Source organism: Chromohalobacter sp. 296-RDG (genome assembly GCF_029889885.1).
Classification (GTDB): Bacteria; Pseudomonadota; Gammaproteobacteria; order Pseudomonadales; family Halomonadaceae; genus Chromohalobacter.
The window spans coordinates 1-26,867 of sequence record NZ_JARANY010000010.1 but is presented as its reverse complement, the minus strand read 5'-3'; the positions used below and the strand labels follow the sequence as shown (position 1 = coordinate 26,867).

Below are 26,867 nucleotides of genomic sequence, written 5' to 3'. Positions count from 1 at the left end.
CATAGTGAAAAGCGTGGCGGCGCCACCGATTCGGCATTCTTTTGATGGTATTCAGACAAAGAGGTTCGCACTGTCTAGCATTTCGAGGTTGGCGGAATGCGCCCCTCAACATCCGCGCGTAACATTGTAGAATGTGCGTTATTGGCGTGCCGGCACGTGACGACATATATAAACATTCGATTTCGATACGTATGCCGCGGCATCGGTTCGATCATTTCTCCAAGAGGAAGCCCCATGAGCGAAACGTTCGGTAACAACGTGGATCACGCCGAGATCGCCAAGTTCGAAGCGCTTGCCAGCCGCTGGTGGGATCCTGAAAGCGAGTTCAAACCGCTGCATGAGATCAACCCGCTGCGCCTGAACTTCATCGATGAGCAGGCCAATCTGGCGGGCAAGACCGCCATCGATGTGGGATGCGGTGGCGGCATTCTCAGCGAGGCGATGGCGCATCGCGGCGCTCGGGTCACGGGCATCGACATGGGAGAAGCACCGCTCGCCGTCGCGCGTCTGCACCAGCAGGAAAGCGAGGTCGCAGTCGACTACCACCAGATCAGCGCCGAGGAAATGGCCGCCCAGCACCCTGGTGAATTCGATGTCGTCACCTGCCTGGAAATGCTCGAGCATGTTCCCGATCCAGCGGCGGTCGTGCGAGCATGCGCGACGCTGGTCAAACCCGGCGGCCACTTATTTTTCTCGACCATCAACCGCAATCCCAAGGCGTATATGTTCGCCATTCTAGGTGCCGAGTACGTGTTACAGCTATTGCCCCGGGGGACGCACACCTACAACAAGTTCATTCGCCCGGCGGAGTTGTCGGCCTGGTGCCGTGACGCCGGCCTACGCGTGCGTCGTCAGACTGGCCTGACCTACAACCCGGTGACCAAGCGCTATCGCCTGGTGGCCAACGATGTGTCCGTGAATTACATGGTGCATTGCACGCCGGAATGGACGGGCACAGGAGAGGCGCAATGAGTTACACCCAGCCGGCGGCGCTGCTTTTCGATCTCGACGGCACGCTCGTCGACACGGCGCCCGATCTGGCACAAGCCACTAATGCCTTGCGAACACATCACGGCCTCGCGCCATTGCCTTATGCGACTATCCGCCCTCAGGTCTCGAACGGCGGCAGCGCTCTAGTAGAACTGGCGCTGGGATTGGCACCTACGCATGCCGATCATGATGAGGCGAGGCGCTTTCTGCTTGAGGTCTACGGGCGCGATGTTGCGCAGCACAGCCGCGTGTTTCCTGGGCTGGAGCCGTTGCTGACAGCATGGGACAGCGCACATCGACCCTGGGGAATCGTAACCAACAAACCGCGCGCCTATGCTGCGCCGCTGGTCGAAGCACTGAATCTGACGCACGGCGTATTGCTGGCTGCAGATGACTTACCGCTCAAGAAGCCCGACCCTGCGCCGCTACTCGAGGCGGCGCGGCGTTTGGGCATTGCACCCGGCGATTGCTGGTACATCGGTGACCATCTACGTGACATGCAGGCGGCACGGGCGGCAGGCATGCAGGCCATCGCGGTACGTTATGGCTATATCGGCGACGAGGAGGCCCCGAGCACCTGGCCGGTGGATCGTTGGTTCGAAACGCCGGAAAGCTTGACGCAGGCACTTTGGCCCGGCGAAAACGACATGGCTGTGCATTCGGGCTGACGACACCGCCTATGCGAAAGCGGACGCTGCTCCCCTTGTGAGCGGCGCCCTGAGCACTTGGCGTTGCTCTAGCATTCTTGCTCTATCAGTCGTTCGATTGATTGAGAAAGTCCTCGGCCATTTCAGCGGCGTTGCTATCAGGATAGTCGTCGCGAACGCGATTCAGAAGTTCCTCGCTCTCATCGGGATGGCCTTGACGCGCCTTGAGCAATCCCAGCTTGTAGAGAGCATCCGCGACCTTGTTGCTGTCGGGATAGTCATCGATGACTGTCTGGAAAGAATCGGCGGCTGTGTCCAACTGCGATTGCGCGGAATACAACTCGCCTAGCCAATAATGCGCGTTGGGACGTAAATCGGAATTCGGGTAGTCGCCGATGAAATCCTCGAAGGCCTGAATTGCCGCATCGAACTTGCGCGCCTGAACCTTCTTGAAAGCCGCCTGATAATCTTCGCGTCCCTGGTCGGCTGACGTGCCCTCTTGAGCGCTATCGGCTTGCGATGCGTTGGTACCGGCGTTTCCGGTGACCGACTCGGCTGCATCGCTATCGACGCCGGCAGAAGCCCCGGAGGCGTCAGAGCGCGACGCGATATTATCGACGCGTTTTTCAAGATCCAGAAAACGTTCTTGCGAAAGTTTCTTTTGCTGTTCGAGCTGGTAGCGCAACTCTTCGAGCTGTCCACGCAATTGCTTGATCTCGCGCTGGCTGTCCTGCAGTTGATTGAACAAGGCCAGATTTCCGCCACCGCCGCTGGATTCTTCACGCGCGGCAGTCTGGCTATAGATACTGCTACTGGACTGGTCGTTCAAATCATCGACCGAGGGTTGAGCCCATACGGACAGCGGGAGCACCAGGGCTCCCGCGCCGCACAGTCTTTTCAGACCGTGTTTCATACCTGACTCCGGCGACGTTTAGTAGGAAAAGACGACGCGGCGATTCTGGGCGTACGATTCTTCATCGTGGCCGCGTGCCGCCGGACGCTCTTCGCCATAGCTGACGATTTCGATCTGTGAGGATGAGACCCCTTCCACGCTGAGATACTGCTCGACGGCTTGTGCACGGCGCTCACCGAGCCCCAGGTTGTACTCGCGAGTGCCACGTTCGTCAGTATGCCCTTCCAGGACGACGTCGGTATTGGGATGATTCTTGAGATATTGAGCATGCGCTTCGAGTACCGATTCGAATTCCGGACGAATGGTGTCGCGATCGAAAGCGAAGTAGATGGTGCGCTCTTCGGGGATGGCATCGCGGTCGCTCATCTCGCTTCCCGAAGTGCCTTGCCCACTTTCCATGCCTTGGCTGGAGGCGGAGCCTGAACCAGCGGTACCTGTTCCAGACGTACCATCCATGCTGCCATCCTGGGTGCCTCCGGTGCTGGAGCAACCCGCAAGGACGGCGAGTGAAATGGCGACAGCGAAACCTTGGGCATATGGTTTGAGTTGCATTGTTTTCTCCTTGCTTGGAAGTCTGATGACTCTAACGCGGTTTAGTCTAAAAAGGGTGACCATGCGGGTTCACGCACGTCTCCTTGCGGCGATGGCAGTCGGAAGGAAGCACTGCCATCGTCCGATACGGCCCCCAATACACCGCGGGTCCCTTCTTGCGTGGCGAAGATTACCATGGTGCCATTCGGCGCGACACTGGGAGATTCATCCCAGTTGGAATCGGTGAGGACCGTCATGCGATCGGTATCCAGATCCTGGCGAGCAATGTGGAAACCGTCGTCGTCACGGGTCACCATAAATATCGCATCACCGTCCGGGTTGAAACGACCACGTGAATTATAGCTGCCGGTGAAGGTGATCCGCTGGGCCTGCTCATCACCCAGGTTGTAACGATAAATTTGCGGGTTGCCACTCCGGTCGGAGGTGAAAATCAGGCTACGACCGTTCGGTGCCCACTCGGGTTCGGTGTCGATCGCGTCGCTATGCGTCAGGCGCGTGAGATCACGCGAGCCGACATCCATGACGTAGATCTCCGGCTGGCCATCCTTGGAAAGGGACATCGCTAGCTTGCGTCCGTCCGGTGACCACGCCGGTGCGCCGTTGATCCCTTCGAAAGAGGTCAACTGGATACGCTGCCCTGTCGAAAGATTCTGGACATAGATGGCAGGCCGCCCTGTCTCAAACGAAACATAGGCCAACTTGCGACCGTCGGGCGACCATGCCGGCGACATGATGGGCTCATCCGAGGAGAGGATCTCCTGGTTGTTGTGCCCGTCGGAATCGGCGATATTCAAAGCATATTTGATATTGTCATCGACGCCATTGGACGTGACATAGGCGATGCTCGTCGAGAAAGCGCCACGAATGCCGGTGATCTCTTCAAAGATCTGATCGCTGATATAGTGTGCGCTGTCGCGCAACTGATCGCGGCTGGAGGTCACGACTTCGCCTAGCATGCGATCTTCACCATTGACGTCCAGAAGCTCGTACTGAATGCGGTACTGGCCATCCTGGTTCTCGACCTTGCCCACCACCAGGTACTCGCTATCTAACTGCTGCCAATCCTGATAGTGAACATCATCGCTGTTGCTGGGCCGGGAGATCAGTGAATCTCGCGACAATGGCTTGAAACGACCGCTGCGTTCCAGGTCATTGCCGACGATGCGCGAGACCTCTTCCGGCAGTTCATCTCCACCTTCCATCGGCACGATGGCAATGGGAATGGCCTGGTCGCTGCCCTTGGTGATTTCGATGGTCAGCTCGGCATGCGCCATTCCGGCACACAACGTCAGCAGCAGCGCGGCTGCCCAAAGATTGAGTCGTTTCATCGGCGGATGTCCTCTGGGTTGAAGTCCAGATTGAATTCACGGAACTGACCTTTTACCGAAGCATCGAGTTCGCGCATCTCACGAAATGGTGCCGCCTTTTCGACGGCATTGATCACGGAATGGTCGAAAACGGAATTGCCACTACTTTGTGTAATCGTGGCGCTTACCAGCTCGCCAGTGGGTAGTAATTGGATTCGCACGATGGCGCGTAACTCCGACGACGCATTGGAAGGTATATTCCAGTTTTGTTCGACGTAGCGGCGAACCAGGTTCTTGAAGCCATTGGCGGCTTCGCTGGCCTGCTTGGCGTTAGCAATAGATTGTTCTTCATCACTGATCATGCTGTCCAGTGACGAGTCATTAGCCTGAGCCGCCCGCTCGGCAAGTTCTTCCTGACGCTTCCGCTCGGCTTCTGCTTCTTCCTGACGCTTCCGCTCGGCTTCTGCTTCTTCCTGACGCTTCCGCTCGGCTTCTGCTTCTGCCTGACGCTTCCGCTCGGCTTCGGCTTCTGCCTGGCGCATCCGCTCGGCTTCGGCTTCTGCCTGGCGCTTCCGCTCGGCTTCGGCTTCTGCCTGGCGTTTCCGTTCGGCTTCTGCTTCTGCCTGACGCTTCCGTTCGGCTTCTGCTTCTGCCTGACGCTTCCGCTCGGCTTCGGCTTCTGCCTGGCGCTTCCGCTCGGCTTCGGCTTCTGCCTGGCGTTTCCGCTCGGCTTCGGCTCGCTGCTCCTCTGCGCGTTGCGCTTCTTCCTGCAAGCGCTGCGCTTCGGCCTGGGCTTCCTCCACTGCGCTATCCGTTACCTCGGCGTCACTATCGGACGCTGGCTCTTCGGACGATTCCGAAGGCGCCGGTTCTTCGGGTTCCTGCACATCCTCTTCTTCCGGCTGAGAAGCGGGTGGAGTGGAATCTTCGGTCTGCTGGGGTTGATCAGTCGCCGTTTCAGCGCGCACTAGCGTCGCCTGGACCACCGATGAAGAGGTCGGGTCGGACTCGCTTTCAGGCCATTTAACGATAGTGAGCATCAGCGCTGCGATATGCACGCCAGTGGCCAGCAGCACTGGCCAGCCATAGCCTACACGGCGTTCACGTTTCGCCATGTCGATGCCTCACTCTTCACCACCGGAAGGGGGTTCGGAGATCAGCCCGACGTTGCCCACTCCCGACCCTTGCAGCGTACTCATCAATGTCACGATCTGACCATAGGCGACATTACGATCGCCACGCACCATGACCGGCGTATTCGCGTTGCGGCTCAACATGGCCTTGACCTTTTCGCCGAGTTCATCAAGCGCGACGGAGGTCTCTTCGTCTCCCAGGGAAATGTAGTACTGCCCTTCACGATCCACCGACACGATCAGTGGCTCTTGCTCCTCGGTATCGATGGGATCGGACGACACTTGTGGCAGTTCGACATCGACGCCTTGATTGAGCATGGGGGCGGTGATCATGAAGATCACCAGCAGCACCAACATCACATCGATGAACGGCACGACATTGATCTCGCCCATCGGCTTGCGCCGCTGGCGATGATGATAGGATCCGTACATGCTTCCTCCCTCAGGATGCCTCGCGTTCGCTACGCCCTTGCAGATTACGGTGCAGGATGGCGTGGAATTCCTCGGCAAAGTTTTCGTATTTGCCGAGCAAGCGTCCCGCATGGGCGGATAGTCGGTTATAGAAGATCACCGCAGGAATCGCTGCAAACAACCCCATGGCCGTGGCGACCAACGCTTCTGCGATCCAGGGCGCCACGGTGGACAGCGTCGCCTGCTGTGCCATCGACAAGCTCTGGAACGATCCCATGATGCCCCATACGGTACCGAACAGGCCGATATAAGGGCTCGCCGAAGCGACCGTGGCGAGGAAAGTGAGATGCAACTGCAGGCGGTCTTCTTCACGCGAAAGCGCGACGCGCTGGCCCCGTTGCACGCCTTCGAGCACCGCATCGGTGCTTTGGGTCTTGGGCATCAGACGATTGAATTCGCGAAAGCCGGAGCGGAAAACGTGCTCTGCGCCCACTGACTCCTGTTCAGCGGGCAGGTCGCGATAGAGCTCGTTGAGATCGACGCCGGACCAGAAATGGTCCTCGAAATCCCGATACGCCTTTTCGGCGCGACGCAATGCGATGCTGCGCTGGAAAATGATGATCCATGAGGCTATTGAGGCAGCCAGGAGCAGGAGCATGACCAGTTGAACGATCAGGCTGGCGTTCATGATCAGATGCGGAATGGACATGGAGTCGTTCACGGCAGTCCTCGTGTCGCTTGAGAGTTCGTTTCGCTTGGTTTATCCGTGCATTAGCGGTTGCAGCGCATCCGGCCAACGTACGGGTTTAAGCCGAGAAGCCTCAAGGCAGACGATGTCTACCCGGGCTTCGCACAGTCGTTCCCCGCGACGTGTCACTGTCTGGGCAAAGGTCGCTCGGCAGGCAGTGGATTCGACGACGTCTGCCGTGATGTGCAGTTCGTCGTCGAGGTGGGCGGGCTTGGCATAACGGCATTCCAGTTGATGCACGACCAGCTGGATACCCTGTGCGAGCAAATCGCGCTGGGTCAGGCCGTGGTGGTTTAACCACTCGCTGCGTGCCCGCTCCATGTATTTGAGATAATTGACGTAATAGACGATGCCGCCGGCATCGGTGTCTTCGATGTAAACTTTGACCGTATGCGTGAAAGCGCTCATGCACCACCCTCCTGTCGCTTATCGTCAAGCGACGGCGCCGCGACAACGGCATCGGTCGGCGTCAGGCCGAAGTGTTCGTAAGCCAAACGTGTCACCACACGTCCACGCGCGGTGCGCATCATGAACCCCTGTTGGATCAGGTACGGTTCTAGGACATCCTCGATCGTGTCGCGTTCCTCGCTGATAGCGGCTGCTAGGCTGTCGACGCCGACCGGGCCGCCATCGAATTTCTCGATCATCGCCATCAACAGGCGTCGGTCCATATGGTCGAGGCCATGCCGGTCGACATGCAGCATGTTCAGCGCTTGATCGGCTATTTCTTCGTTCAGGCGACCGTCGCCACGCACTTCGGTGAAATCACGCACGCGTCGCAGCAGGCGATTGGCGATGCGCGGCGTGCCGCGTGCTCGACGGGCGATTTCGGCCGCACCGTCACGGTCGGCCTCCACTCCCAGCAACTGCGCTGAACGCACGACGATCTCGGTCAACTCATCGACCGCGTAGAATTCCAGGCGTTGCACGATACCGAACCGATCGCGCAATGGTGACGTGAGCAATCCTGCGCGTGTGGTCGCACCCACCAGCGTGAATGCGGGCAGGTCGAGTTTAATGGAGCGTGCGGCCGGTCCCTCGCCGATCATGATGTCGAGCTTATAATCCTCCATCGCCGGATACAGCACCTCTTCCACCGAAGCGGGAAGGCGATGGATCTCGTCGATGAACAGCACATCACCGGCTTGCAGGTTGGTGAGCATGGCAGCGAGGTCACCGGCGCGCTCTAGCGCGGGGCCGGAGGTCGATTTGATATCGACCTCCATCTCGGCGGCGATGATGTTAGCCAACGTGGTCTTGCCAAGGCCGGGTGGCCCGAAGATCAGGGTATGATCGAGGCTGTCGCCGCGCTGACGGGCCGCGCTGATGAAGATATCCATCTGCTCGCGCACACGGGGCTGACCGATGTACTCGGCAAGCCGCTGCGGCCGGATGGCATGGTCCACGTGCACCTCGCTTCCCTGAGGTTGTGCCGCAATCAGACGGTCGGTATCGATCATTCGTGGTCCTTAACCTGCCATCTTGCGTGTCAAGGCGGCTTTGATCAGGCCTTCCGTGGAGAGGCTTTCGTCCAGCCCGGACAGCATGCGCGAGGCTTCAGTAGATTTGTAGCCCAGAGCGACGAGGGCCGATTCTGCATCGGCGAAAGGATCGGCTGCAGGCGCTTCGGGTGAGGCACCCAGCTCAAGCGCATGCAGTCCGTTTTCTTGCTCGAGCTGCCAATGCGGGAAGCGGTCACGCATTTCCACGACCAAGCGATCGGCGGTTTTCTTGCCGACCCCGGGTAGACGTGTCAGCGCCTTGCTGTCGTCTTCCATGACGCAGCGGATGAAGGCTTCCTGATCCATACCAGAGAGAATCGCCAAGGCGAGCTTGGGCCCTACCCCGTTGACCTTGATCAGGGCGCGAAACAATTGGCGTTCCTCGCCACGTGCAAAGCCATACAGCAGATGCGCGTCCTCGCGCACCGCCATATGCGTGTGGAGCTGAACCTCTTCGCCCACCGCCGGCAATGCCAGCAGGGTGGTCATGGAGGTCTCCAGTTCATAACCGATGCCGCCGACATCGACGACGATCCACGGCGGTTGCTTTTCCAGCAGGGTGCCACGCAAGCGTCCAATCATGCACATCGAGTCCTTCGATTGACTGGGTTGACACTATACTGATCCGCCTCGCGACTGACCAGCACTCCACATGCAATGCCTCAGTCGGGGCGGAAGTCCCGCCAACGCTGACGAGAACCGCTTCGCCGCCGTCCACGTCCCGCTTGCGGCGTCCGCCCTTGTCGGGCGTAGGCATGGGTCAGGGCGATGGCCAGGGCGTCGGCGGCATCGGCCTGTGGCGTGCCGTCGAGCCCTAGCATCGCCGTCACCATATGCTGTACTTGCTCCTTGGTTCCCGCGCCGGTACCGGTGACGGCCTGTTTGATCTGGGTGGGGGCGTACTCGAAGACTTCGAGGCCGTGATTGGCGGCGCAGACGATGGCCGTGCCGCGTGCCTGCCCCAGCTTGAGTGCGGAGTCGGCATTCTTGGACATGAACACCTGCTCGATGGCGACTTCATACGGACCATGCACGCCGATCAACTCGGCGATGCCGGCATACACTTGGGCGAGCTTCTGGGCCAGTGGGTCGCTCTTGATGCGGATGCAGCCGCTGGCAATGTAACGTGGCGTCGCCGAGGCGACATCGACGACGCCGTAACCGGTGATGCGCGACCCGGGATCGATTCCCAGCAGGATCATCGACTCACCATCTCCGTGGCGCTACTGACTCGCGTCACGTCACTCACTCGAGTGCCGCCATGACCGCATCGGAGAAATCGGCGTTGGAATAAACGTTCTGCACGTCGTCGAGGTCTTCGAGCCTGTCGAACAACTTGAGAACCTTGCGCGCCGTGTCGACGTCGTCGATGGAGGAATAGTTATCGGGATAGGACCCGACATCGCTCGCGGAGGGCTCGATGCCCGCTTCGATGAGCGCATCCTTGACCGCACCAAAGCCTTCCACGGACGTCACGATCTCGAGCGTACCATCATCTTGAGTGACGATGTCCTCGGGCTCGGCGGCTAGCGTTGCCTCCATGGCGGCCTCCTCGGAGACACCTGTCGGCAGCGTCAAACGCCCTTGCTTATGGAACATGAAGGCGACGGACCCAGATGTACCCAAATTACCGCCGTTCTTATTGAAGGCGTGGCGCACTTCGGAAACCGTGCGATTGCGGTTGTCGGTCATGCACTCGACCATTACGGCGACGCCTTCGGGACCGTAGCCCTCGTAGACGGTTTCCTCCATCTCGTCGCCATCGGTATTGCCGGCGCCGCGCTCGATGGCACGCTGGATGGTGTCCTTGGTCATGTTGTTGGCCAGCGCCTTGTCGATGGCGGCGCGCAGGCGAGGATTATCGGCCACCTCGCCGCCACCCTGGCGGGAAGCAACGGTCAGCTCACGAATGAGCTTGCTGAAGATCTTGCCGCGTTTGGCATCCTGGGCGGCCTTGCGGTGCTTGATATTCGCCCATTTACTATGGCCTGCCATATCGACGTCACTCCTTGAAAAAACAGGCATTCGCGTTTGCAGCACACCCGACGCCGAGGGCGACGCCGGGAAAACGAGAAGAAAGTGAGACCAACGGGCCCATCAGGCCTCGCCGTTGCCACCTTGCTGTGCCTTCTGGCGCAAGCGAATGTTGAGCTCCTTGAGCTGCTCGGCGCTGACCTCGCCCGGCGCATCGGTCATCAGGCAAGCGGCGCTTTGCGTCTTGGGGAAGGCGATCACTTCACGAATCATCTTGGCACCGCTCATCAACATGACCAGACGGTCGAGACCGAAGGCCAGTCCACCGTGGGGGGGAGCGCCGAAGCGGAGGGCGTCGAGCAAAAAGCCGAACTTCTCTTCTGCTTCGGCCTCGCCGATGCCGAGCACCTCGAAGACCGCACGCTGCATGGATTGATCGTGGATACGAATCGAACCACCGCCCAGTTCGGTACCGTTCAAGACCATGTCGTAGGCGCGCGACAACGCATTGGCGGGATCCGCCTTGAACGCCTCCGGCGTGCACGACGGCGCGGTGAACGGATGGTGCAAGGCGGCCAGGCGACCGGCGTCGTCAGTTTCGAACATGGGGAAGTCCACGACCCACAGTGGCGCCCACGCTTGGGTATAAAGATCGAGATCCTCGCCGAGCTTGACGCGCAACGCGCCTAGCGCCTCATTGACGACGCGAGTCTTGTCGGCGCCGAAGAAGATGATGTCGCCATCCTCGGCGCCAACGCGGTCGAGCAACGGCTCGATGATGCCGTCCATGAACTTGACGATGGGCGACTGCAGCCCTTCAATGCCTTTGGCACGCTCGTTGACCTTGATCCAGGCCAGCCCCTTTGCGCCATAGATGTCCACGAAATCGGTATAGGCATCGATTTCCTTGCGTGACAGCTTGGCACCATCGGTGACCTTGAGCGCTGCAACGCGCCCGTCATCAGCCTTGGCTGGGCCGGAGAATACCTTGAAATCGACATCACGCATCAGATCGTTGACATCGACCAGCTCGAGGGGGATACGCAGATCGGGCTTGTCCGAGCCGTAACGGTTCATCGCTTCGCTGTACGGCATCTTGGGGAATGCCGGCAGGCTGACATCGAGCACGTTCTGGAACAGTTGACGGATCATGTCTTCGGCCAAGGACATGATGTCGTCTTCTTCGACGAACGAGGCTTCCAGATCGATCTGGGTGAACTCGGGCTGACGATCGGCACGCAGGTCTTCGTCACGGAAGCACTTGGCGATCTGGTAGTAACGGTCGAAGCCCGACACCATCAACAGTTGCTTGAACAGCTGCGGTGACTGCGGCAGAGCGAAGAAGTCCCCCGGATGCGTACGGCTCGGCACCAGGTAATCGCGAGCTCCTTCCGGCGTGGCACGCGTCAGAATCGGCGTCTCGATGTCCAGAAAGCCCTGGGCTTCGAGATAGGCTCGCACGCTATGCGTGATCCGCGAACGCAATCGCAACTTGTCGATCATCTCCGGGCGGCGCAGATCGATGTAACGATGCTTGAGGCGGATTTCCTCACCGACCTTGCCATGCTCGTCGAGCTGGAATGGCGGCGTCGCTGCCGTGTTGAGCACCTCGACGTCTGATGCCAGCACCTCGATCATGCCGGTGGGCATATTGGGGTTCTGGGTACCTTCGGGGCGCAGGCGAATGCGTCCGCGAATGCGCAGTACAAACTCGTTGCGGGCACGATCGGCATTGGCGAATGCCTCGGGAGTATCGGGATCGACCACCACCTGGGCGATACCATCGCGGTCGCGCAAATCAAGGAAGATCACTCCCCCGTGGTCGCGACGACGATGTACCCAGCCACAGAGTGCGACTTCCTGATCCACCTGGTTTTCGTTCAATTGACCGCAATAGTGACTGCGCATGTCTTATCCTGTTTCGTTGCGTATTTCATGGGGCGATTTGGCGCCGCCCGAACGGCACCGAACGCGTCAGGCGGACGTCTTGCCGCCGGTCTCGGTAGACGTGGAGGGCGCGGAAGCCTCTCCCGCGAGATTGCGTTTTTGCCCCGATTTGAAGTCAGTTTCATACCACCCGCCGCCGGCCAGGCGAAAGCCCGCTGCGGAGACCAGACGTGATAATTCTGCGCGCTCGCAGCGTGGACAATCGGTCAACGCTGCCGCGTTGACTTTTTGCAGCTTTTCCAGGCGATGGCCGCAGGCCTTGCACTCATACTCGTAGATGGGCATGGTTCTCACCATTCATGTCATCAAGAAGCGCCCGCGCGACGCTCGCGCGGTGGCAGGGATATAGGGCCGGAGATCGCACTTTCCAAGCCTTTTCCGAAAGTCGCTCATTATAGCGCGTTGCGCCACCCAGCGGGCAAGCGTATCGGAGCTCGATCATGTAGCTTGCCGCCACGATGCTAGACTCACTTGATTCCGTTAAAAGAAAAGGATCTCGCATGAAAGCCGTGATTCTCGATGCCGCCAGCCTCGGCGACGATATTGACCTTTCGCCGTTACACGCGGCGGTCGACACCCTCGAGGTCCATGCGCATACCGCCCTCGATGAGCGCCAGGCGCGTCTCGACAACGCGGATATCGCCATCACCAATAAAGTCGTGCTCGACGGCGAACTGCTCGCTTCACTGCCCACCCTCAAGTTGATCTGTGTGTTGGCGACAGGTACCAACAATATCGACATGGAGACGGCTCGAGCCCGTGGCATCGAGGTGCGCAACGTCTCTGCCTACGGCACGGCGAGCGTGGCGCAGCATACGTTGATGCTGATGCTGGCTCTGGCCAACCGCCTTCCCCTTTACATGCGCGATGTCGCTGCCGGTCGCTGGAACGATAGCCCCATGTTCTGCCTGCTCGACCATCGCACCCTGCAACTGGCCGGCAAGCACCTTGTCATCGTCGGGCACGGTGAACTCGGGCGTGCGGTGGCCCACTTGGCCGAGGCTTTCGGTATGCGCGTCACGTTCGCCGCACGCCCCGGCAACGAAACGCAGGATTCACGCCCTTCCCTCGCGTCGCTGGCAAGTGAGCTCGATATATTGAGCCTGCACTGCCCGCTGACCGATCACACGCGGCATCTCGTCGACACCGAGATGCTGGCCCGTTTCAAACCCGGTGCCTTGCTGATCAATTGTGCGCGGGGCGGTATCATAGATGAAAACGCCGCGTTGGACGCGCTTCGGGACGGATCGATCGGCGGACTCGGCGTCGATAGCCTACCTCAAGAGCCACCACGCAAGGGACATGCGCTCATCGATGCCATGGACGAGGCGCTCAATCTCATCGTCACGCCGCACAGCGCTTGGATCTCGCCGGAAGCTCGCGCCAACGTCGTCAGTCTGACGCGTGACAACCTGCGCGACTGGCTCGCCTCGCGTGCTTAATACATAAGCTTTGAAGCCGGGAGCTTGCATGCTTTACAACTACGGTTCCATCAATATCGACCACGTCTACCGTGTCAGTCATCTGGTGCGCCCCGGCGAGACATTGTCCAGCCAGAGCTTTACGCAGGTACTGGGGGGTAAAGGCGCCAATCAGTCATTGGCCATGGCGCGTGCAAGCGGTGACGTGACGCATTGGGGGCGAGTGTCGCAGAAGGATCGCTGGGTGCTGGAAATCCTGGCCCAGGCGGGCGTCAACACGTCTCTGATCGAACTCACCGCCGACGCTAGCGGGCACGCCATCATTCAGGTCGACGATCACGCCGAGAACGCCATCATTCTCAGCCCCGGGGCTAACCACGGCTTCAGCGAGCGTCACCTCGACGCCCTCATGACTTCGGTGAGTCCTGACGATTGGCTGCTGCTGCAAAACGAGTGCAATGCACTCGAGAGTGTCATGACGCTTGCCGCGCGACATGGCATGCGGATCGCTTTCAACCCTGCCCCCCTAGGGGACAATGTGCATGCGTTACCGCTTGAATTGTGCCAGATACTCTTCCTCAATCGTGGCGAAGCTGCGGCACTGGCGGGGCTCGACGAACACGCTGGGGTCGCCGAACTCATGGATGCCCTCTATCAACGCCTGCCCGAGGTCGAGCAGGTATTGACGCTGGGACGCGATGGCGTGCGTTATCAGCATGGCGCTCAGCGCCTCGAGCTTCCTGCCTTCCCTGTCGAAGCCGTGGATACGACCGCGGCCGGCGATACTTTCATCGGTTACTTCATGGCCGCACGCCAGCGCAACGAGCCCATCGAGACTTGTCTGCATGAAGCGAGCACCGCCGCGGCCTTGTGCGTGCAATGCAGCGGCGCGGCGCCAAGCATTCCGCTTGCCAGCGAGGTAGCAGCGTCCTCTCGTGATTGGCTAGCGCGCGACATCTTGCGTCATTGATTTACCGGCGCCTCCTTTTGGGATTACTTGGACATTATTTGAAACAGGATTCTCATGACGACACCTCTGATTTTCGATACCGACCCTGGCGTAGACGACGCCCAAGCCATTGCCATTGCCCTGGCGCATCCCGAGATCGAATTGCTCGGCATGACCACGACCTACGGCAATGTCGATATCGATACCGCCACCACCAATGCGCTGCTGCTCGCGGAACTCGCCGACCAGCGTATCCCTGTAGCGCAAGGCGCGGCGGCGCCTCTGGTCAAGCGCAAGCATCCGGCGCCCACCCATATACACGGTGACAACGGGCTGGGCAACCATCCCTTGCCTACTCCGAACCATCGCGCCGAAACGACCAGTGCGCCACAGTTCATCGTCGAACAGGTCAATGCCCGCCCCGGCGAGATCTCGCTGGTCGCCGTGGGCCCACTGGGCAATCTGGCTGCCGCACTACAGCTCGACCCGGGTATCGTCGACCGCGTCAAGCAGGTCGTCGTCATGGGCGGATCGATTCGCGAGGGTGGCAACGTAACGCCCGTTGCCGAGGCCAATATCTTCAATGATCCGCATGCCGCCGCACGGGTATTGACGGCAGGCTGGCCACTGACGTTGGTGGGGCTCGATGCCACGCATCGCTGCGTGCTGGGCCCTGCGCAGATGGACAAGATTGCCGCGGCCCAAGGCAAGCTGGGCGAGGTATTGGCGGGTAGCTATTCGTTTTATCGTGCGTTCTACCGGACCGCGCTGGATATCGATGGCTGCTGCCCGCACGACAGCTGTGCCTTGGCGTGGTTGATGCGTCCGGAACTCTTCACCACCGCACGCGGGCACTTGAATGTCGTCACCGAGGGCGACGCCGAAGGTCAGACGCTGTTCGCACCACAAGAGCGGACCTTCATCGATCCGCGTTGGGCGCGTTCGCCGCTCGTCGATGTGTGCATGGACGCCGAAGGTAAAGCCGTCGTGGATTGGATCGTCGAGATACTGACCCGTTGAGGATCACTGCCCCCGCTTGCACGATCATACTGGAACGTTTCGGGGGCAGTTTTAACCGAGCTCGAAGGCACTCGGGGACGCAACGTCGACCTTTTCGCACTCGACATGCGTAACGCGCGACGCCGGTGGCCCTTGCCATAACCAGCGTACGACACGGTCGACGGCCGCCTGTTCGCCGCACAGCAGCACTTCGACACGGCCGTCGCCGAGATTCCTGGCGTGCCCCGTGAGTCCTTCCCGCAACGCTTGAGCGCGTGACGCGGCGCGAAATCCGACGCCTTGCACGCGGCCGGTGACCCAGGCCTTGAGACAATATTCATTCATGGCCCTCTCCTTTGCTTGGGGGTGTCGCGTTGTGTGCAGCATAACGTTACGAATCCACGAACTCGCGCTTGACCAAGACCGCAGAATTGCGAGGCACGATACGCTTGCCACGCGCTTCGAGATGGGTGCGGGTGAAAGCGGCGCCATACAGTAGTATCAGCGAACTGTAGTAAACCCATAGCAATACCAAAACGACCGAGCCTGCTGCGCCATACGTCGATGCCGTGGCGGTATACGCGAGGTAGGCAGCGATAGCGTAGCGCCCGATCGCAAACAGCACCGCCGTCACGATCGCGCCGACCATAACATCTCGCCAACTCACCACGACATCCGGCAACACCTTGAAAATAGCGGCGAAAAACAATGCAATCACCGCCAGTGAGACGAGAAATTCGGCACTGCCCAAGAGCGCGTTGGCCCCCGGCAGCCAGTCGCTTGCATACCTGAAGAAGGCGCGCAGCATCACGCTCAGCGCCAACGACACCATGAGGATGAAGCCCACCGCCAGCACCACGGTCAGCGACAGCAGCCGCTTTTTGATGAACAGCCAAAGCCCGTTACGATCGGGACGCGCCGTCACGCCCCACAGCGTATTGAGGGAAAATTGCATCTGCGCGAAGACGGTCGTTGCCCCCACCACCAGCGCGCCGATGCCCAGTAAAGTCGGCAAGATACCGGAGCTTTCGATGCGCGACTGGGCCACCGCTTGCTGTATCGCTGTAGCGGCGTCTTGACCCATGGTGTCTTGCAACTGCGCCACGATCTGGCCTTGCGCGGCGTCTTCCCCCAGTACCAGCCCAATCACGGTGACGGCGATGATGATCGTCGGCGCCAGTGAAAACAGAGTGTAAAACGCCAGGGAACCCGCGAAGCTGAAAGCATTGTGTTCAAGCCATAAGGTAACGGCGTTGACGACGATTCGATACCAATAGCGCGGCGAGAGATTGATCACGGACACTCCTTGTCGGAAATGATACATGCCGGGCATAGCGAAGCTTGGTCTCAGGATAGCGCAAATACCCCGGGCCACTGCTTATATTGCAGAGCCCCTTGAGGCTGCCCATAATGTCTCGGCCTTGCTGACGGAGCTTTCATGTCCAACGCCACGACGCCCATTCCCGCCTCTGATACATCCTATGCTTTCGATTGCCTGGTCTTCATTGGGCGTTTCCAACCGCCGCATCTCGGGCATATTAGTGTCATACGCGAGGCGTTGCGGCAGGCACGGCAGGTGGTCGTCATGGTGGGATCCGCCTGGCAGGCTCGCTCACTGCGCAACCCCTGGCGCTTCGAAGAGCGCCGAGACATGCTGCGCGAATGCTTCGACGCCGATGACAACGCGCGTCTCGAAATCACGCCGTTACTGGATGCACTCTACAATAACGATGTTTGGGTACGCGATGTGCAGCGTCGGGTGCGTGATGTGGCCGTTCCCCAACAAGGTCGGTTACCCCGAATCGGTTTGATTGGCGCCGGTCGCGGTCAATCGAGCTACTATCTCACCCTGTTTCCGCAGTGGGAGTCTGTCAGCGTCCCGCTGGTCAGTGATGTCTCGGCCAGTCGAATTCGCGAGGCGTTGTTTGGCCAACCGGCATTGGCAGGTGATTACTTGGCACGCGAGGAAAGCAGCGGACTGTCGGCACCGGTACGCGATGTGTTGCGGCGCTTTATCGAAACGCCTGAATGTGCGCAACTGTGGGAAGAACAGCGCCTGCTCGAGCAGTATCGTGAGGCTTGGTCGCAGGCACCCTATCCGCCGATGTTCGTGACTGTCGATGCTGTCGTGGTGCAATCCGGGCATGTGCTGCTGGTCGAGCGTCGAGCCGCGCCAGGCAAAGGGTTGCTCGCTTTGCCGGGAGGCTTCATTCAGCCCCAGGAGCGCTTGCTGGATGCCTGCTTGCGCGAGCTGCGTGAGAGGGTACGACTCAAGATTCCCGAAGCCGTTCTCAAAGGCTCTTTACGTGGCCAGCGCTTGTTCGATGCTCCCCATCGCAGTTGGCGCGGACGCACCTTGGCGCAAGCCTTCTATTTCGCCCTGCGGCCCGAACAGCAACTCCCCCAGCTCAAGCCCTCACGCAGTGGCGAGCAAGCGCATTGGGTGGCATTGGCTGATCTCGACCCCGAAGCGTTGTTCGAAGACCATTTCTTCATCATTCAGAACTTTCTAGGCTTGCCGGCCGGCATGGCCACACCGTGACGCGACTCGCTGTCAGATGTTCATGCCTGCAAGAAGTCGCGCGGTAACTTCATCATCTGTCGCCAGAGCTTCTCGACGCCGGGCTTATGCACCAGCGAACACCGGTACAAGCGAATCTCGAGCGGAATGTCCCATTGCGAGTCTCCCGCGCGGATCAAACGCCCTGCGGTGAGTTCTTCGCGTATGCAGAAATCGGGAATCCATGCCATGCCGACCCCCTGCAGAGCCATACCTTTGAGGCCTTCCGCCATGGCGGTCTCATAAACGGTATTGAGGCGCATGCGTAGTGGATCATTCTTGAGCAGCATGCGTACGCTACGTCCCAGAAAAGCGCCTTGTGTATAGGCGAGAAAGGGGATCCCCGCCTCGTCGTCCAGCGCAAAGCGTGGCGTACCATCACTATTGGGCACACAGACCGGCAGCATTTTCACTTGCCCGATGGAAAACGATGGAAAGGCCTCGGCGTCGAGTTGCATGCTGGCGTAGGGATCGTAATACGCCAGCATCAGATCGCAGTTGCCCTCGCGCAACACATGAATGGCATCCCCGACATTCATGGCCACCAGCCGGGTCGGAAGTTCACCCACGCCCTTTTGCAAGCGCGAAATCCAACGCGGGAAAAACGTCAACGCCAGCGAATGCGCGGCGACGATATCGAGCGCTTCGTTGGCCATCGACAGGCCGCGCAAATGGGCAAGGCATTCACTCAGCTGCTCGACCATGCTGCGGGCCGTAACCAGGAACAACTGCCCTTCCGGCGTCAGCCCGATAGGGGTCGTGGAACGGTCGACCAAGGTAGCCCCCACGGCTTGTTCCAGGGAGCGGATGCGTCGGCTGAAAGCAGGCTGGGTGACGTGCCGTTGCCTCGCCGACGCGGAAAAACTGCGTGTATTGGCGAGGGCAACGAAATCTTCGAGCCACTTGGTTTCAAGATTCACCGGTACTCCTGGTAGTCACACAGTAGATGTACGACAGTCGCCAGCATGTGGATCTGACGTCTCGACACCCAAAGGATGTCATTGTATGGGGGCTAGCAGGTACGCTGCCCGAGACACGAGTTTACGCCAGATGGGACGATTGTTGAGTTCGTTCAGCGATACCTCGCGGCATGCGGCAAAATCCCGACGTAGCATGTCCTCTACCTGACTAGCAAACATCGCATTGGGAACATACGCGGTAATCTCGAAATTGAGTCGAAACGAGCGGTTATCGAGATTGACCGAGCCGACCAGCGCCGTCTCGTCATCGACCAGAACGACTTTCTGGTGCAAGAATCCCGGCTGATAGCGAAAAATACGCACGCCGTGGCGAATCATCTCGGGCAAGAAGGAAAAAGCCGAGAGGAAGACCAGCAAGTGATCGGGACGCTCAGGGATCATCACGCGCACATCGACACCGCGCAGCGCGGCAAGCTTCAAGGCATCTTGCACCCCCTGGTCCGGGACGAAGTATGGGCTGGTCACCCAAAGTCGTTCATGAGCCCCATGAATGGTATGCTGAATCAGCAGGCTTGCTGTCTCGCAGTTATCAGCCGGCCCGGAGGGTACGACCACCACGTGCTGGCATTCATCGCAGGTAATCGACGGTTCCCAGTTCAGGGACAGGATCTCTTCAGTGGCCCAGTACCAATCCTCCCAGAAGGCTTCCTGCAAACCCATGACGCTCGGCCCGGTAAGCTTGAGATGAGTATCGCGCCAGGGGCCATAGCGCGCCACCCGCCCTAGATATTCATCGGCCACGTTGAAGCCGCCGGTCCAACCCTCTCGACCGTCGACGACCACGATCTTGCGATGATTGCGGAAGTTGATCTGGAAACGGTGCCGCCACCCGCGCGACGAGTTGAAGGCCGTGACCTCGATGCCTGCATCCGACAACTCGTGCAAGTAGTCACTGGGTAAACTGCGGCTGCCGATTTCGTCATACAGCAGGCAAACCCGCACGCCCTGCTCTGCCCGACGCATCAAGTGCTGCTTGAACAAGGTACCTATTTCATCGGCCCGAAGAATGAAGAACTGCATGAGGATATATTCGCGTGCGGCATCGATTCCCTCTAGCAAGCTCTGGAAGGTTTCGTCCCCATCGATGAGCAGTTCGGCTCGATTGCCTGTGCTCATGGGCATCATGGCCAAGCGCTCGACGGCTTGAATGCGCGTGGTGTCAAACGAAGGACGGGAAAAGAAAGGTTCGAGCCGAGGCCTGAAACGCAATAGGACCTGGCGTAGTACGGTATCGCGTTCGCCACGTGCGGAGGTGTATCCGTAGAAACGTGGGCGCCCAAAGATCCAGTAGATGGGAACGGCCAGATAGGGAAAGGTCAGAAGCGTAACGATCCAGGCAACCGCCCCTTGAGAGGTACGACTCGACATCAATGCCATGATGGCGGACAACGCACCCAGTACATGGATCGTCACGATCAGGATACCGATCAGTCCGGATGTCATGTCGGCTCCTCCCTGAAACCTTCGAAGCGCACACTGGTTAAAAATCAGGCCCCGCGTGGACGGGGCCTGAGTCGACGATCATCGCATGATCATGCACTCGCGGCGATAATCTCTTTCCATTTCGCCGGACCGATCTGCTGGGCCGATTCGCCTTGACTGTCAACGGCATGTCTTCGACATCGAACTCATAAATTCCACCATACTGATAGCCTCGATGGCGACTATACGGGGCTTCTTCACGCCTAAAGTCTTTCTTTTGTTGTCGGGTATTTATTACAAGGTAACGGTATAAAATTTAGTTTTGGATATTAACCCAACTCGATTAACCGTGCCTTCAGGGTTTGCAACTGATCGCGTAGCCGTGTGGCTTCTTCGAATTCCAGATTTTTAGCGGCTTCGTGCATGGCATCCTCGAGCTTGCCGATTTCCCGGGTCAGGCCCGCAGCATCCATCTGATTGAGCTGCTCGGCACTGTAATCGCCGGGAGCTTCGGCAACACGCTTGTCGGGGCGCTGGTGACCTACTTTCTTACCCGGTGTCTGCGCCCCTTCCATGATGTCGGCAACCGACTTCGTCACTGTCTTGGGCGTGATGCCATGCTCTTCGTTGAACGCAATCTGCTTAGCACGACGGCGCTCGGTTTCATCCATCGCCCGACGCATCGAATCCGTTATCCGGTCACCATAGAGAATCGCCTTGCCGTGTGCGTTACGTGCTGTACGCCCGATCGTCTGGACCAGTGAGCGCTCGGCGCGCAGAAAGCCTTCCTTATCGGCATCGAGAATCGCTACCAACGAGACTTCCGGTATATCCAGTCCCTCGCGCAGCAAGTTGATGCCTACGAGGACGTCGAATTTCCCCAATCGCAGATCGCGAATGATCTCTATGCGCTCGACGGTATCGATATCGGAGTGCAGATAGCGAACGCGGATATCGTGCTCGCCGAGATATTCGGTGAGGTCCTCGGCCATGCGCTTGGTCAACGTGGTTACCAGAACGCGCTCTCCCACGTCGGTACGCAACCGAATCTCGGAGAGCAAATCGTCTACCTGCGTCCCCGCCGACCGCACTTCGATTTCGGGGTCAACCAAGCCGGTGGGACGCACGACCTGTTCGACGACCTGACCGGCATGTTCGGCCTCATACTTGCCCGGCGTCGCGGAGACGAAGGTAGCCTGCGGACAAATACGCTCCCACTCCTCGAACTTCATGGGACGATTGTCCAGTGCCGAAGGCAATCGGAAGCCGTATTCGACCAGCGTTTCCTTGCGTGAACGGTCCCCCTTGTACATGCCGCCCACTTGGGGAACGCTGACATGGGATTCATCGATGAACAACAGCGCGTCATCCGGAAGGTAATCGAAGAACGTCGGGGGCGCCTCGCCCGGCGCGCGGCCCGATAGATAACGTGAGTAGTTTTCGATGCCGTTGCAATAGCCCAGTTCGAGCATCATCTCGATGTCATAAAGCGTACGCTGCTCAAGACGCTGGGCTTCGACGAGCTTATCGTTCTTGCGCAACCAATCCAACCGCTCGGCCAGCTCGGCCTTGATGTCATCCACAGCGCTGAGTATCGTCTCGCGCGGTGTCACGTAGTGGCTTTTAGGGTAGATCGTCATACGCGGCACCTTGCCACGCACTTCGCCGGTCAGCGGATCGAACAAGCTGATGGTCTCGATCTCGTCATCGAATAGCTCCACTCGCACCGCTTCATCTTCCGCATCCGCCGGAAAAACGTCGATGACATCGCCACGAACGCGATAAGTACCGCGGCGGAAATCCATATCGTTGCGGGTATATTGTAGTTCGGCGAGGCGCCGCAGGAAGGTGCGCTGATCGATCAACTCGCCACGGTTGAAGTGCAGGCGCATCTTCAGGTATTGATCGGGGTCCCCCAAGCCGTAAATGGCCGAGACGGACACCACGATCAACGCATCACGACGCTCGAGCAGCGCTTTGGTTGCCGAGAGACGCATCTGCTCGATATGGTCGTTGACCGAGGCATCTTTCTCGATGAATGTGTCCGATGACGGCACATAGGCTTCCGGCTGATAGTAGTCGTAATACGAAACGAAATACTCGACCGCATTATCAGGAAAGAAGCTCTTGAACTCGCCGTAAAGCTGGGCGGCCAGCGTTTTGTTCGGCGCCATGACGATGGTCGGACGCTGTAAGCGTTCCACCACGTTGGCCATGGTGAACGTTTTCCCCGACCCGGTGACACCGAGCAGCGTTTGATGCGCAAGCCCGGCGTTGTAGCCATGTATCAAGCCTTCAATGGCCGTTGGCTGATCGCCCGCAGGCTGGAATTGCGACTGAATGCGAAAGGGTTTGCTCATGAGTCTCACATAAGGGCGAGGTAAGGGCTGTTCAAGCCTCGAGCCGTACCCGCGGTCAGGCCGGCCGCGTAGCGATATCCACGTCGCTGACAATCATTAGTTGTTCCCGTATGGCAGTCAGTGTGCCTTGTACCCCAATGCCTGGACGGTTCTCAGCAACGCCTCGCGCCGCACGCGCCCTTCCACTTCGGCACCATGACGACCGACTTCGGCCTCTTCGACGCCGTCCATCTCCATAAGAGCCGTGGTGATGCGATTGACATCCTCGGTACTATCGACCTGCTCGAAGGTCAGTGGTATACGCGCCATGGGGTTTCTCCATCTATTCATTCGTTTGCAGGTGGAAGTTTATCATGGCACGACGGCAGCGCCGCGGTGGTTGGAAAATCTCTTGCCCGCCCTGATATTCATGGGTGACATTCGAATACGGTCGAGTGACCGTCGCGTTCGCGATACGGAGTTATTCCATGAACGATTGGATCAGGCATCTTGAAACGCAAGGGCTAGTGCGCGCAGCGGAGAATGAGTGGCACTTCGGCGAGGCCGTGTCCCAGGCTCGCGTGCCCTTGTCGTCCACGGCAATTGCGCCGCTGCCGCAGTACTCGATCATGGAAATTGCCGGTCCCGATGCCGAACGTTTTCTCCAGGGCCAGACCAGCGCCCAGGTAGCGCTTGCCGATGGTGAGTTCGCACCTTTGACGGCGTTTTGTTCTCCCAAGGGGCGCATGCTGGCCAACGGCCAATTGATGCGCGTGGACGAGACACGCTATTGGCTGGTGCTGGATATCGGCGCGGCCGATCCGCTGCACACGCATCTGGCGAAATATGCGCCCTTTTACAAGGTCGAGATCACGCAGCCGGCAACGCAGATATTCGGTGTGCTAGGCGAGGACGCGGCAGCTCAGGTCGAGGCGCAACTCGATGTCGCGACCCCTGCCACATGGGCCATGGCTCAAAGCGATGCAGCGGCCATCCTTCACCATCCCGGCCCGACTCCAAGGTTCATGGTCGTCGTCCCGGAGGATGCAGCCCTGCCCGCATGGAAGGCTTTCGAGAGCTTCGCTACGCCCGTCGGGAACTCAGTATGGCGCCTGCATGACATCCAGGCCGGTCTCGCCTGGCTGGGAGATGCGCAACGTGACAGTTATCTTCCCCAGATGATCAATTGGGAAGCGTTGGGCGGAATCAGTTTTCGCAAAGGCTGCTACACCGGACAAGAAGTGGTTGCGCGGGCGCATTTCCGCGGTCAGGTCAAGAAGCGTCTGCTGCGTGCTCAGTTGGAAAACGACACGCTACCGGCGCCGGGGACGCCCGTCCACGATGCTAACGGCAAGTCTCAAGGCGATGTCGTATGCGCCGCCTTGAACGCGGATGGAAAGGCCGAGGTACTCGCCATCATCACTCAGCGCGACGAACCCCGCGATCTCAACGTCGATGGCGTGCCGCTCGAGCGCCTGGCGTTGCCCTATGCAATCGAACGTGTCGATCCGGAAAGCATGCCCCTTCAGGCCTGATGTGCCACCAATCCGAATAGGCGGCGCACGGTGGCGGTGCTCTGCGTCGCCACCGTGGCATAGGACTGTTCTCGGAGCTCGGCTAGCGTTGTACAGATAGCATGAACACGAGATGGCTCATTGCGGTGTCCCTGCGCGCCGGAAAGCGGCATGTCGGGGCTATCGGTCTCGAGTACATAACCGTCGTCGGGCAGCGAACGTATAGTACGGCGCAGGCGCTTGGCGCGTGTGTAGGTCGCCCCCCCGCCGAGCCCCAGAACGAATCCCAACTCCAGAAAGCCCCGAGCTTGCTCCGGGCTTCCCGAAAACGCGTGTATCAGGCCACCGGCGGGCAATGCGAGCTGACGCAAGCGCTTTACCACCTGGTCGTTGGCTTGGACACAGTGAATCACGGCTGGCAGATGACGGCGCTTCGCAACGCGCAATTGCGCATCGAAAAGTTGCCATTGACGATCGAGGTCATCAAGACGCGCATCAATGCCACATTCGCCGAGAGCGACGGTCTCGGGGTGAGCGTCGAGTTGGGTTTCCAAAGCATCGATATCTCCCGACGCGTGCACTGAAAGAAAGTAAGGGTGCAGCCCATAGCAGACGCTGATCTCTTGACGTCGCCCAAGATCGGCTACCTGTGGCCAACGCTCACGCGTCGTCCCCGGGACGATGTAGTGCCCCACTCCGGCGTTGGCCGCACGTGCCAGTACAGCGTCGCGGTCTTCATCGAAGACATCGAAGTCAAGATGACAATGGGCATCGATCAGCGTTGCGGACATGCGTCCCTCTCTAGCCGACTTCAGACAGAGCTTAGGCCTCAGTGTTCACGTGTGGCACGGAATTTGACTTCTGGCCAACGCTCTTGCGTCATCTGCAGGTTGACGCGCGTCGGTGCCAGATAAGTGAGGTAGTCTCCGCCGTCCCAGGCAAGATTGGTGCTAGCCTTGCGCTTTAGATCATCAAGCATCTTGGCGTCGTTGCAATACACCCACCGTGCCGTTTGCACATTGACCGGCTCGTACAGGCAGTCGACCTTGTATTCCTGCTTTAGGCGATGCGAGACGACATCGAACTGTAGCGACCCTACGGCACCGACAATCAAGTCATTGTTGTCCATGGGCATGAACACCTGTGTCGCCCCCTCCTCCGAAAGCTGCTTCAATCCTTTTTGCAGGGCCTTCATCTTGAGTGGATCACGCAATCGCACACGCTTGAACAGTTCGGGCGCAAAGTGCGGAATGCCCGTGAAGCGCATGTTCTCGTTCAGGGTGAACGTATCGCCGATCTGAATCGTGCCATGATTGTGCAGGCCGATGATGTCACCGGGCCAGGCTTCTTCGACATGCGAGCGGTCGGATGCCATGAAAGTCAGCGCATCGGCAATCTTGACGTCCTTGCCAATGCGCACGTGGCGCATCTTCATGTTCTTGTCGTATTTGCCCGAACATACACGCAGGAAAGCAACACGGTCACGGTGCTTGGGATCCATGTTGGCCTGGATCTTGAAGACGAAACCGGTAAAACGTTCGTCACTTGCTTCTACGGTACGCTTATCGGTATCGCGCGCTAACGGCGAGGGGGCATATTCGACGAAACCATCGAGCATTTCCCGCACCCCGAAATTCCCCATCGCCGTGCCGAAATACACAGGGGTAAGTTCACCTCGGCGATAGGCATCAAGATCAAAAGTATGAGACGCGCCGCGGACCAGCTCGACTTCCGCTCGCAATTCCTCCGCAGCCTCTTTGCCCAACGTTTCCTCTACCTCGGGGCTATCGAGCCCTTCGATACGCAGATCTTCCGGAATCCGGTTGCCCTGGCCCTGCTTGTAAAGGTGAATGACGTCATTGTAGAGATGGTAGACACCCCGAAAATGGCGTCCCATCCCCACCGGCCAAGTCATCGGTGCACACTGAATGTTCAGTACCGTTTCGACTTCATCCATCACCTCGACCGGATCACGGACATCACGATCCATCTTGTTGATGAATGTCAGGATTGGCGTCGTCCGCAAACGACAGACGTCCATCAGCTTGATGGTACGGTCCTCGACTCCTTTGGCGCCATCTATCACCATCAGCGCCGAATCCACGGCTGTCAGCGTACGGTAGGTATCCTCGGAAAAGTCTTCGTGGCCAGGTGTATCGAGCAGATTGACGATCCGTCCGTTGTACGGGAACTGCATCACCGAAGTCGTCACCGAGATACCACGATCCTGCTCCATCTTCATCCAATCGGAGGTCGCATGGCGTTCATCGCGCTTGCTCTTGACCGAGCCGGCGAGCTGAATCGCGTTGCCGAACAGCAGCATCTTTTCGGTAATGGTGGTCTTGCCAGCGTCGGGGTGCGAGATGATGGCGAATGTCCGGCGTAATTCTGCTTCTTTAGCCACTTGTGTGTCTGACATCGATATACTTCGCTGATTTGCGGCAGTCGATGCTGATCAAGCATCTGACTGAACAGAATGGATTCTTGCCGCGAATTGTACTGCTTAGATGTGCATGTGGGTAGAGCCCCATATAGACATAAAAAAACCCCCGCCTCTTT

At 59.0% G+C, this 26,867-nt stretch carries 28 protein-coding genes; 7 read left to right on the top strand and 21 right to left on the bottom strand.

Features of this window, described 5'->3' with window-relative positions:
• The first annotated feature begins 234 nt into the window (after positions 1-234).
• Entirely contained in the window at positions 235-972 is a 738-nt protein-coding gene (ubiG, locus tag OP495_RS06090; RefSeq protein ID WP_280567852.1) for a bifunctional 2-polyprenyl-6-hydroxyphenol methylase/3-demethylubiquinol 3-O-methyltransferase UbiG, read from the top strand.
• Positions 969-1,658, top strand: a complete 690-nt coding sequence (locus OP495_RS06085) for an HAD-IA family hydrolase (RefSeq protein ID WP_280567850.1) — start codon at positions 969-971, stop codon at positions 1,656-1,658. Before ubiG ends, OP495_RS06085 begins: the two co-directional genes overlap by 4 nt.
• A gap of 85 nt (positions 1,659-1,743) precedes the next feature.
• Here the strand turns inward: OP495_RS06085 and ybgF are convergent, their stop codons facing one another.
• The 13 genes from ybgF to OP495_RS06020 form a co-directional block, all read right to left on the bottom strand.
• Positions 1,744-2,550: a tol-pal system protein YbgF gene (gene ybgF / locus OP495_RS06080; RefSeq protein WP_280567847.1), complete on the bottom strand. Its 807-nt coding sequence runs from the start codon at positions 2,548-2,550 to the stop codon at positions 1,744-1,746.
• 18 nt (positions 2,551-2,568) lie between these two features.
• Complete coding sequence (gene pal, locus OP495_RS06075; RefSeq protein WP_280561931.1) at positions 2,569-3,102, bottom strand: peptidoglycan-associated lipoprotein Pal; 534 nt, start codon at positions 3,100-3,102, stop codon at positions 2,569-2,571.
• 41 nt (positions 3,103-3,143) lie between these two features.
• Positions 3,144-4,430: a Tol-Pal system beta propeller repeat protein TolB gene (tolB, locus tag OP495_RS06070; RefSeq protein WP_280567845.1), complete on the bottom strand. Its 1,287-nt coding sequence runs from the start codon at positions 4,428-4,430 to the stop codon at positions 3,144-3,146.
• A complete protein-coding gene (gene tolA / locus OP495_RS06065) occupies positions 4,427-5,524 on the bottom strand; it encodes a cell envelope integrity protein TolA (protein WP_280567842.1) in 1,098 nt (365 codons plus the stop codon). The genes tolB and tolA overlap by 4 nt, the downstream gene beginning before the upstream one ends.
• A 9-nt stretch (positions 5,525-5,533) precedes the next feature.
• On the bottom strand, positions 5,534-5,974 hold the full coding sequence (gene tolR / locus OP495_RS06060) for a protein TolR (RefSeq protein ID WP_280561927.1): 441 nt from the start codon (positions 5,972-5,974) through the stop codon (positions 5,534-5,536).
• A 10-nt stretch (positions 5,975-5,984) separates the two neighbouring features.
• Positions 5,985-6,674, bottom strand: coding sequence for a protein TolQ (tolQ, locus tag OP495_RS06055; RefSeq protein ID WP_280561926.1), 690 nt, complete (start codon positions 6,672-6,674; stop codon positions 5,985-5,987).
• Between the two features lie 39 nt (positions 6,675-6,713).
• Positions 6,714-7,109: a tol-pal system-associated acyl-CoA thioesterase gene (gene ybgC, locus OP495_RS06050; protein WP_280561925.1), complete on the bottom strand. Its 396-nt coding sequence runs from the start codon at positions 7,107-7,109 to the stop codon at positions 6,714-6,716.
• Positions 7,106-8,161, bottom strand: a complete 1,056-nt coding sequence (gene ruvB, locus OP495_RS06045; RefSeq protein ID WP_280561924.1) for a Holliday junction branch migration DNA helicase RuvB — start codon at positions 8,159-8,161, stop codon at positions 7,106-7,108. The genes ybgC and ruvB overlap by 4 nt, the downstream gene beginning before the upstream one ends.
• A 9-nt stretch (positions 8,162-8,170) precedes the next feature.
• Positions 8,171-8,785 (bottom strand): Holliday junction branch migration protein RuvA, encoded by a 615-nt coding sequence (gene ruvA / locus OP495_RS06040; protein WP_280561922.1) that lies wholly within the window; start codon positions 8,783-8,785, stop codon positions 8,171-8,173.
• A gap of 80 nt (positions 8,786-8,865) precedes the next feature.
• The gene (ruvC, locus tag OP495_RS06035; protein ID WP_280567840.1) at positions 8,866-9,405 is read right to left on the bottom strand and encodes a crossover junction endodeoxyribonuclease RuvC; all 540 of its coding nucleotides are present in this window, start codon (positions 9,403-9,405) and stop codon (positions 8,866-8,868) included.
• A gap of 43 nt (positions 9,406-9,448) precedes the next feature.
• Complete coding sequence (locus OP495_RS06030; protein ID WP_280567838.1) at positions 9,449-10,198, bottom strand: YebC/PmpR family DNA-binding transcriptional regulator; 750 nt, start codon at positions 10,196-10,198, stop codon at positions 9,449-9,451.
• Between the two features lie 102 nt (positions 10,199-10,300).
• Complete coding sequence (gene aspS / locus OP495_RS06025; protein ID WP_280567835.1) at positions 10,301-12,085, bottom strand: aspartate--tRNA ligase; 1,785 nt, start codon at positions 12,083-12,085, stop codon at positions 10,301-10,303.
• A gap of 66 nt (positions 12,086-12,151) precedes the next feature.
• Entirely contained in the window at positions 12,152-12,409 is a 258-nt protein-coding gene (locus tag OP495_RS06020; RefSeq protein WP_280567833.1) for a zinc ribbon domain-containing protein, read from the bottom strand.
• 215 nt (positions 12,410-12,624) lie between these two features.
• Between OP495_RS06020 and OP495_RS06015 the strand changes: the two genes are divergently transcribed.
• Genes OP495_RS06015 through OP495_RS06005 form a run of 3 tightly spaced genes read left to right on the top strand, consistent with a single transcriptional unit; the run spans position 12,625 to position 15,514 of the window.
• Positions 12,625-13,566, top strand: a complete 942-nt coding sequence (locus tag OP495_RS06015) for a D-2-hydroxyacid dehydrogenase (protein WP_280567832.1) — start codon at positions 12,625-12,627, stop codon at positions 13,564-13,566.
• A gap of 28 nt (positions 13,567-13,594) precedes the next feature.
• Positions 13,595-14,515 carry a ribokinase gene (locus tag OP495_RS06010; RefSeq protein WP_280567829.1) on the top strand — a complete coding sequence of 307 codons (921 nt, stop codon included), beginning with the start codon at positions 13,595-13,597 and terminating at the stop codon, positions 14,513-14,515.
• 54 nt (positions 14,516-14,569) lie between these two features.
• Positions 14,570-15,514 carry a nucleoside hydrolase gene (locus OP495_RS06005; protein ID WP_280567828.1) on the top strand — a complete coding sequence of 315 codons (945 nt, stop codon included), beginning with the start codon at positions 14,570-14,572 and terminating at the stop codon, positions 15,512-15,514.
• A gap of 51 nt (positions 15,515-15,565) precedes the next feature.
• On the opposite strand, the gene yccX is transcribed toward OP495_RS06005, so the two are convergent.
• On the bottom strand, positions 15,566-15,838 hold the full coding sequence (gene yccX / locus OP495_RS06000; protein ID WP_280567827.1) for an acylphosphatase: 273 nt from the start codon (positions 15,836-15,838) through the stop codon (positions 15,566-15,568).
• A gap of 46 nt (positions 15,839-15,884) precedes the next feature.
• Positions 15,885-16,817, bottom strand: coding sequence for a YihY/virulence factor BrkB family protein (locus OP495_RS05995; RefSeq protein ID WP_280567825.1), 933 nt, complete (start codon positions 16,815-16,817; stop codon positions 15,885-15,887).
• Between the two features lie 114 nt (positions 16,818-16,931).
• Here OP495_RS05995 and OP495_RS05990 point away from each other — a divergent pair, with 114 nt between their 5' ends.
• Complete coding sequence (locus OP495_RS05990) at positions 16,932-18,035, top strand: bifunctional nicotinamide-nucleotide adenylyltransferase/Nudix hydroxylase (RefSeq protein ID WP_280567824.1); 1,104 nt, start codon at positions 16,932-16,934, stop codon at positions 18,033-18,035.
• Between the two features lie 20 nt (positions 18,036-18,055).
• Here the strand turns inward: OP495_RS05990 and OP495_RS05985 are convergent, their stop codons facing one another.
• The 4 genes from OP495_RS05985 to OP495_RS05970 form a co-directional block, all read right to left on the bottom strand.
• Entirely contained in the window at positions 18,056-18,973 is a 918-nt protein-coding gene (locus OP495_RS05985) for a LysR substrate-binding domain-containing protein (protein ID WP_280561911.1), read from the bottom strand.
• A gap of 78 nt (positions 18,974-19,051) precedes the next feature.
• Complete coding sequence (cls, locus tag OP495_RS05980; RefSeq protein WP_280561910.1) at positions 19,052-20,476, bottom strand: cardiolipin synthase; 1,425 nt, start codon at positions 20,474-20,476, stop codon at positions 19,052-19,054.
• Between the two features lie 308 nt (positions 20,477-20,784).
• On the bottom strand, positions 20,785-22,815 hold the full coding sequence (gene uvrB / locus OP495_RS05975) for an excinuclease ABC subunit UvrB (RefSeq protein ID WP_280561908.1): 2,031 nt from the start codon (positions 22,813-22,815) through the stop codon (positions 20,785-20,787).
• Positions 22,816-22,932: 117 nt separating this feature from the next.
• Positions 22,933-23,124 carry a hypothetical protein gene (locus OP495_RS05970; RefSeq protein ID WP_280561907.1) on the bottom strand — a complete coding sequence of 64 codons (192 nt, stop codon included), beginning with the start codon at positions 23,122-23,124 and terminating at the stop codon, positions 22,933-22,935.
• Between the two features lie 158 nt (positions 23,125-23,282).
• Between OP495_RS05970 and OP495_RS05965 the strand changes: the two genes are divergently transcribed.
• Entirely contained in the window at positions 23,283-24,329 is a 1,047-nt protein-coding gene (locus OP495_RS05965) for a folate-binding protein (RefSeq protein ID WP_280567823.1), read from the top strand.
• Here the strand turns inward: OP495_RS05965 and OP495_RS05960 are convergent.
• Positions 24,320-25,099 (bottom strand): TatD family hydrolase, encoded by a 780-nt coding sequence (locus OP495_RS05960; protein WP_280567822.1) that lies wholly within the window; start codon positions 25,097-25,099, stop codon positions 24,320-24,322. The two genes, OP495_RS05965 and OP495_RS05960, sit on opposite strands and share 10 nt — an antisense overlap.
• A gap of 38 nt (positions 25,100-25,137) precedes the next feature.
• Positions 25,138-26,727 (bottom strand): peptide chain release factor 3, encoded by a 1,590-nt coding sequence (locus tag OP495_RS05955; protein WP_280561903.1) that lies wholly within the window; start codon positions 26,725-26,727, stop codon positions 25,138-25,140.
• Positions 26,728-26,867: the final 140 nt, after the last annotated feature.

Bases quoted from the DNA above. Each gene is read 5' to 3' on its own strand.
- ybgC (WP_280561925.1), bottom strand. From the start codon at position 7,109: ATGAGCGCTTTCACGCATACGGTCAAAGTTTACATCGAAGACACCGAT.
- aspS (WP_280567835.1), bottom strand. From the start codon at position 12,085: ATGCGCAGTCACTATTGCGGTCAATTGAACGAAAACCAGGTGGATCAG.
- OP495_RS05960 (WP_280567822.1), bottom strand. From the start codon at position 25,099: ATGTCCGCAACGCTGATCGATGCCCATTGTCATCTTGACTTCGATGTC.
- OP495_RS05970 (WP_280561907.1), bottom strand. From the start codon at position 23,124: ATGGCGCGTATACCACTGACCTTCGAGCAGGTCGATAGTACCGAGGAT.
- OP495_RS06085 (WP_280567850.1), top strand. From the start codon at position 969: ATGAGTTACACCCAGCCGGCGGCGCTGCTTTTCGATCTCGACGGCACG.
- yccX (WP_280567827.1), bottom strand. From the start codon at position 15,838: ATGAATGAATATTGTCTCAAGGCCTGGGTCACCGGCCGCGTGCAAGGC.
- tolR (WP_280561927.1), bottom strand. From the start codon at position 5,974: ATGTACGGATCCTATCATCATCGCCAGCGGCGCAAGCCGATGGGCGAG.
- pal (WP_280561931.1), bottom strand. From the start codon at position 3,102: ATGCAACTCAAACCATATGCCCAAGGTTTCGCTGTCGCCATTTCACTC.
- ruvC (WP_280567840.1), bottom strand. From the start codon at position 9,405: ATGATCCTGCTGGGAATCGATCCCGGGTCGCGCATCACCGGTTACGGC.
- OP495_RS05995 (WP_280567825.1), bottom strand. From the start codon at position 16,817: ATGTATCATTTCCGACAAGGAGTGTCCGTGATCAATCTCTCGCCGCGC.
- OP495_RS06005 (WP_280567828.1), top strand. From the start codon at position 14,570: ATGACGACACCTCTGATTTTCGATACCGACCCTGGCGTAGACGACGCC.
- ruvB (WP_280561924.1), bottom strand. From the start codon at position 8,161: ATGATCGATACCGACCGTCTGATTGCGGCACAACCTCAGGGAAGCGAG.
- OP495_RS05990 (WP_280567824.1), top strand. From the start codon at position 16,932: ATGTCCAACGCCACGACGCCCATTCCCGCCTCTGATACATCCTATGCT.
- OP495_RS06020 (WP_280567833.1), bottom strand. From the start codon at position 12,409: ATGCCCATCTACGAGTATGAGTGCAAGGCCTGCGGCCATCGCCTGGAA.
- tolB (WP_280567845.1), bottom strand. From the start codon at position 4,430: ATGAAACGACTCAATCTTTGGGCAGCCGCGCTGCTGCTGACGTTGTGT.
- ubiG (WP_280567852.1), top strand. From the start codon at position 235: ATGAGCGAAACGTTCGGTAACAACGTGGATCACGCCGAGATCGCCAAG.
- ruvA (WP_280561922.1), bottom strand. From the start codon at position 8,785: ATGATTGGACGCTTGCGTGGCACCCTGCTGGAAAAGCAACCGCCGTGG.
- OP495_RS05965 (WP_280567823.1), top strand. From the start codon at position 23,283: ATGAACGATTGGATCAGGCATCTTGAAACGCAAGGGCTAGTGCGCGCA.
- OP495_RS06030 (WP_280567838.1), bottom strand. From the start codon at position 10,198: ATGGCAGGCCATAGTAAATGGGCGAATATCAAGCACCGCAAGGCCGCC.
- cls (WP_280561910.1), bottom strand. From the start codon at position 20,476: ATGACATCCGGACTGATCGGTATCCTGATCGTGACGATCCATGTACTG.
- OP495_RS06015 (WP_280567832.1), top strand. From the start codon at position 12,625: ATGAAAGCCGTGATTCTCGATGCCGCCAGCCTCGGCGACGATATTGAC.
- OP495_RS05955 (WP_280561903.1), bottom strand. From the start codon at position 26,727: ATGTCAGACACACAAGTGGCTAAAGAAGCAGAATTACGCCGGACATTC.
- tolA (WP_280567842.1), bottom strand. From the start codon at position 5,524: ATGGCGAAACGTGAACGCCGTGTAGGCTATGGCTGGCCAGTGCTGCTG.
- OP495_RS06010 (WP_280567829.1), top strand. From the start codon at position 13,595: ATGCTTTACAACTACGGTTCCATCAATATCGACCACGTCTACCGTGTC.
- ybgF (WP_280567847.1), bottom strand. From the start codon at position 2,550: ATGAAACACGGTCTGAAAAGACTGTGCGGCGCGGGAGCCCTGGTGCTC.
- uvrB (WP_280561908.1), bottom strand. From the start codon at position 22,815: ATGAGCAAACCCTTTCGCATTCAGTCGCAATTCCAGCCTGCGGGCGAT.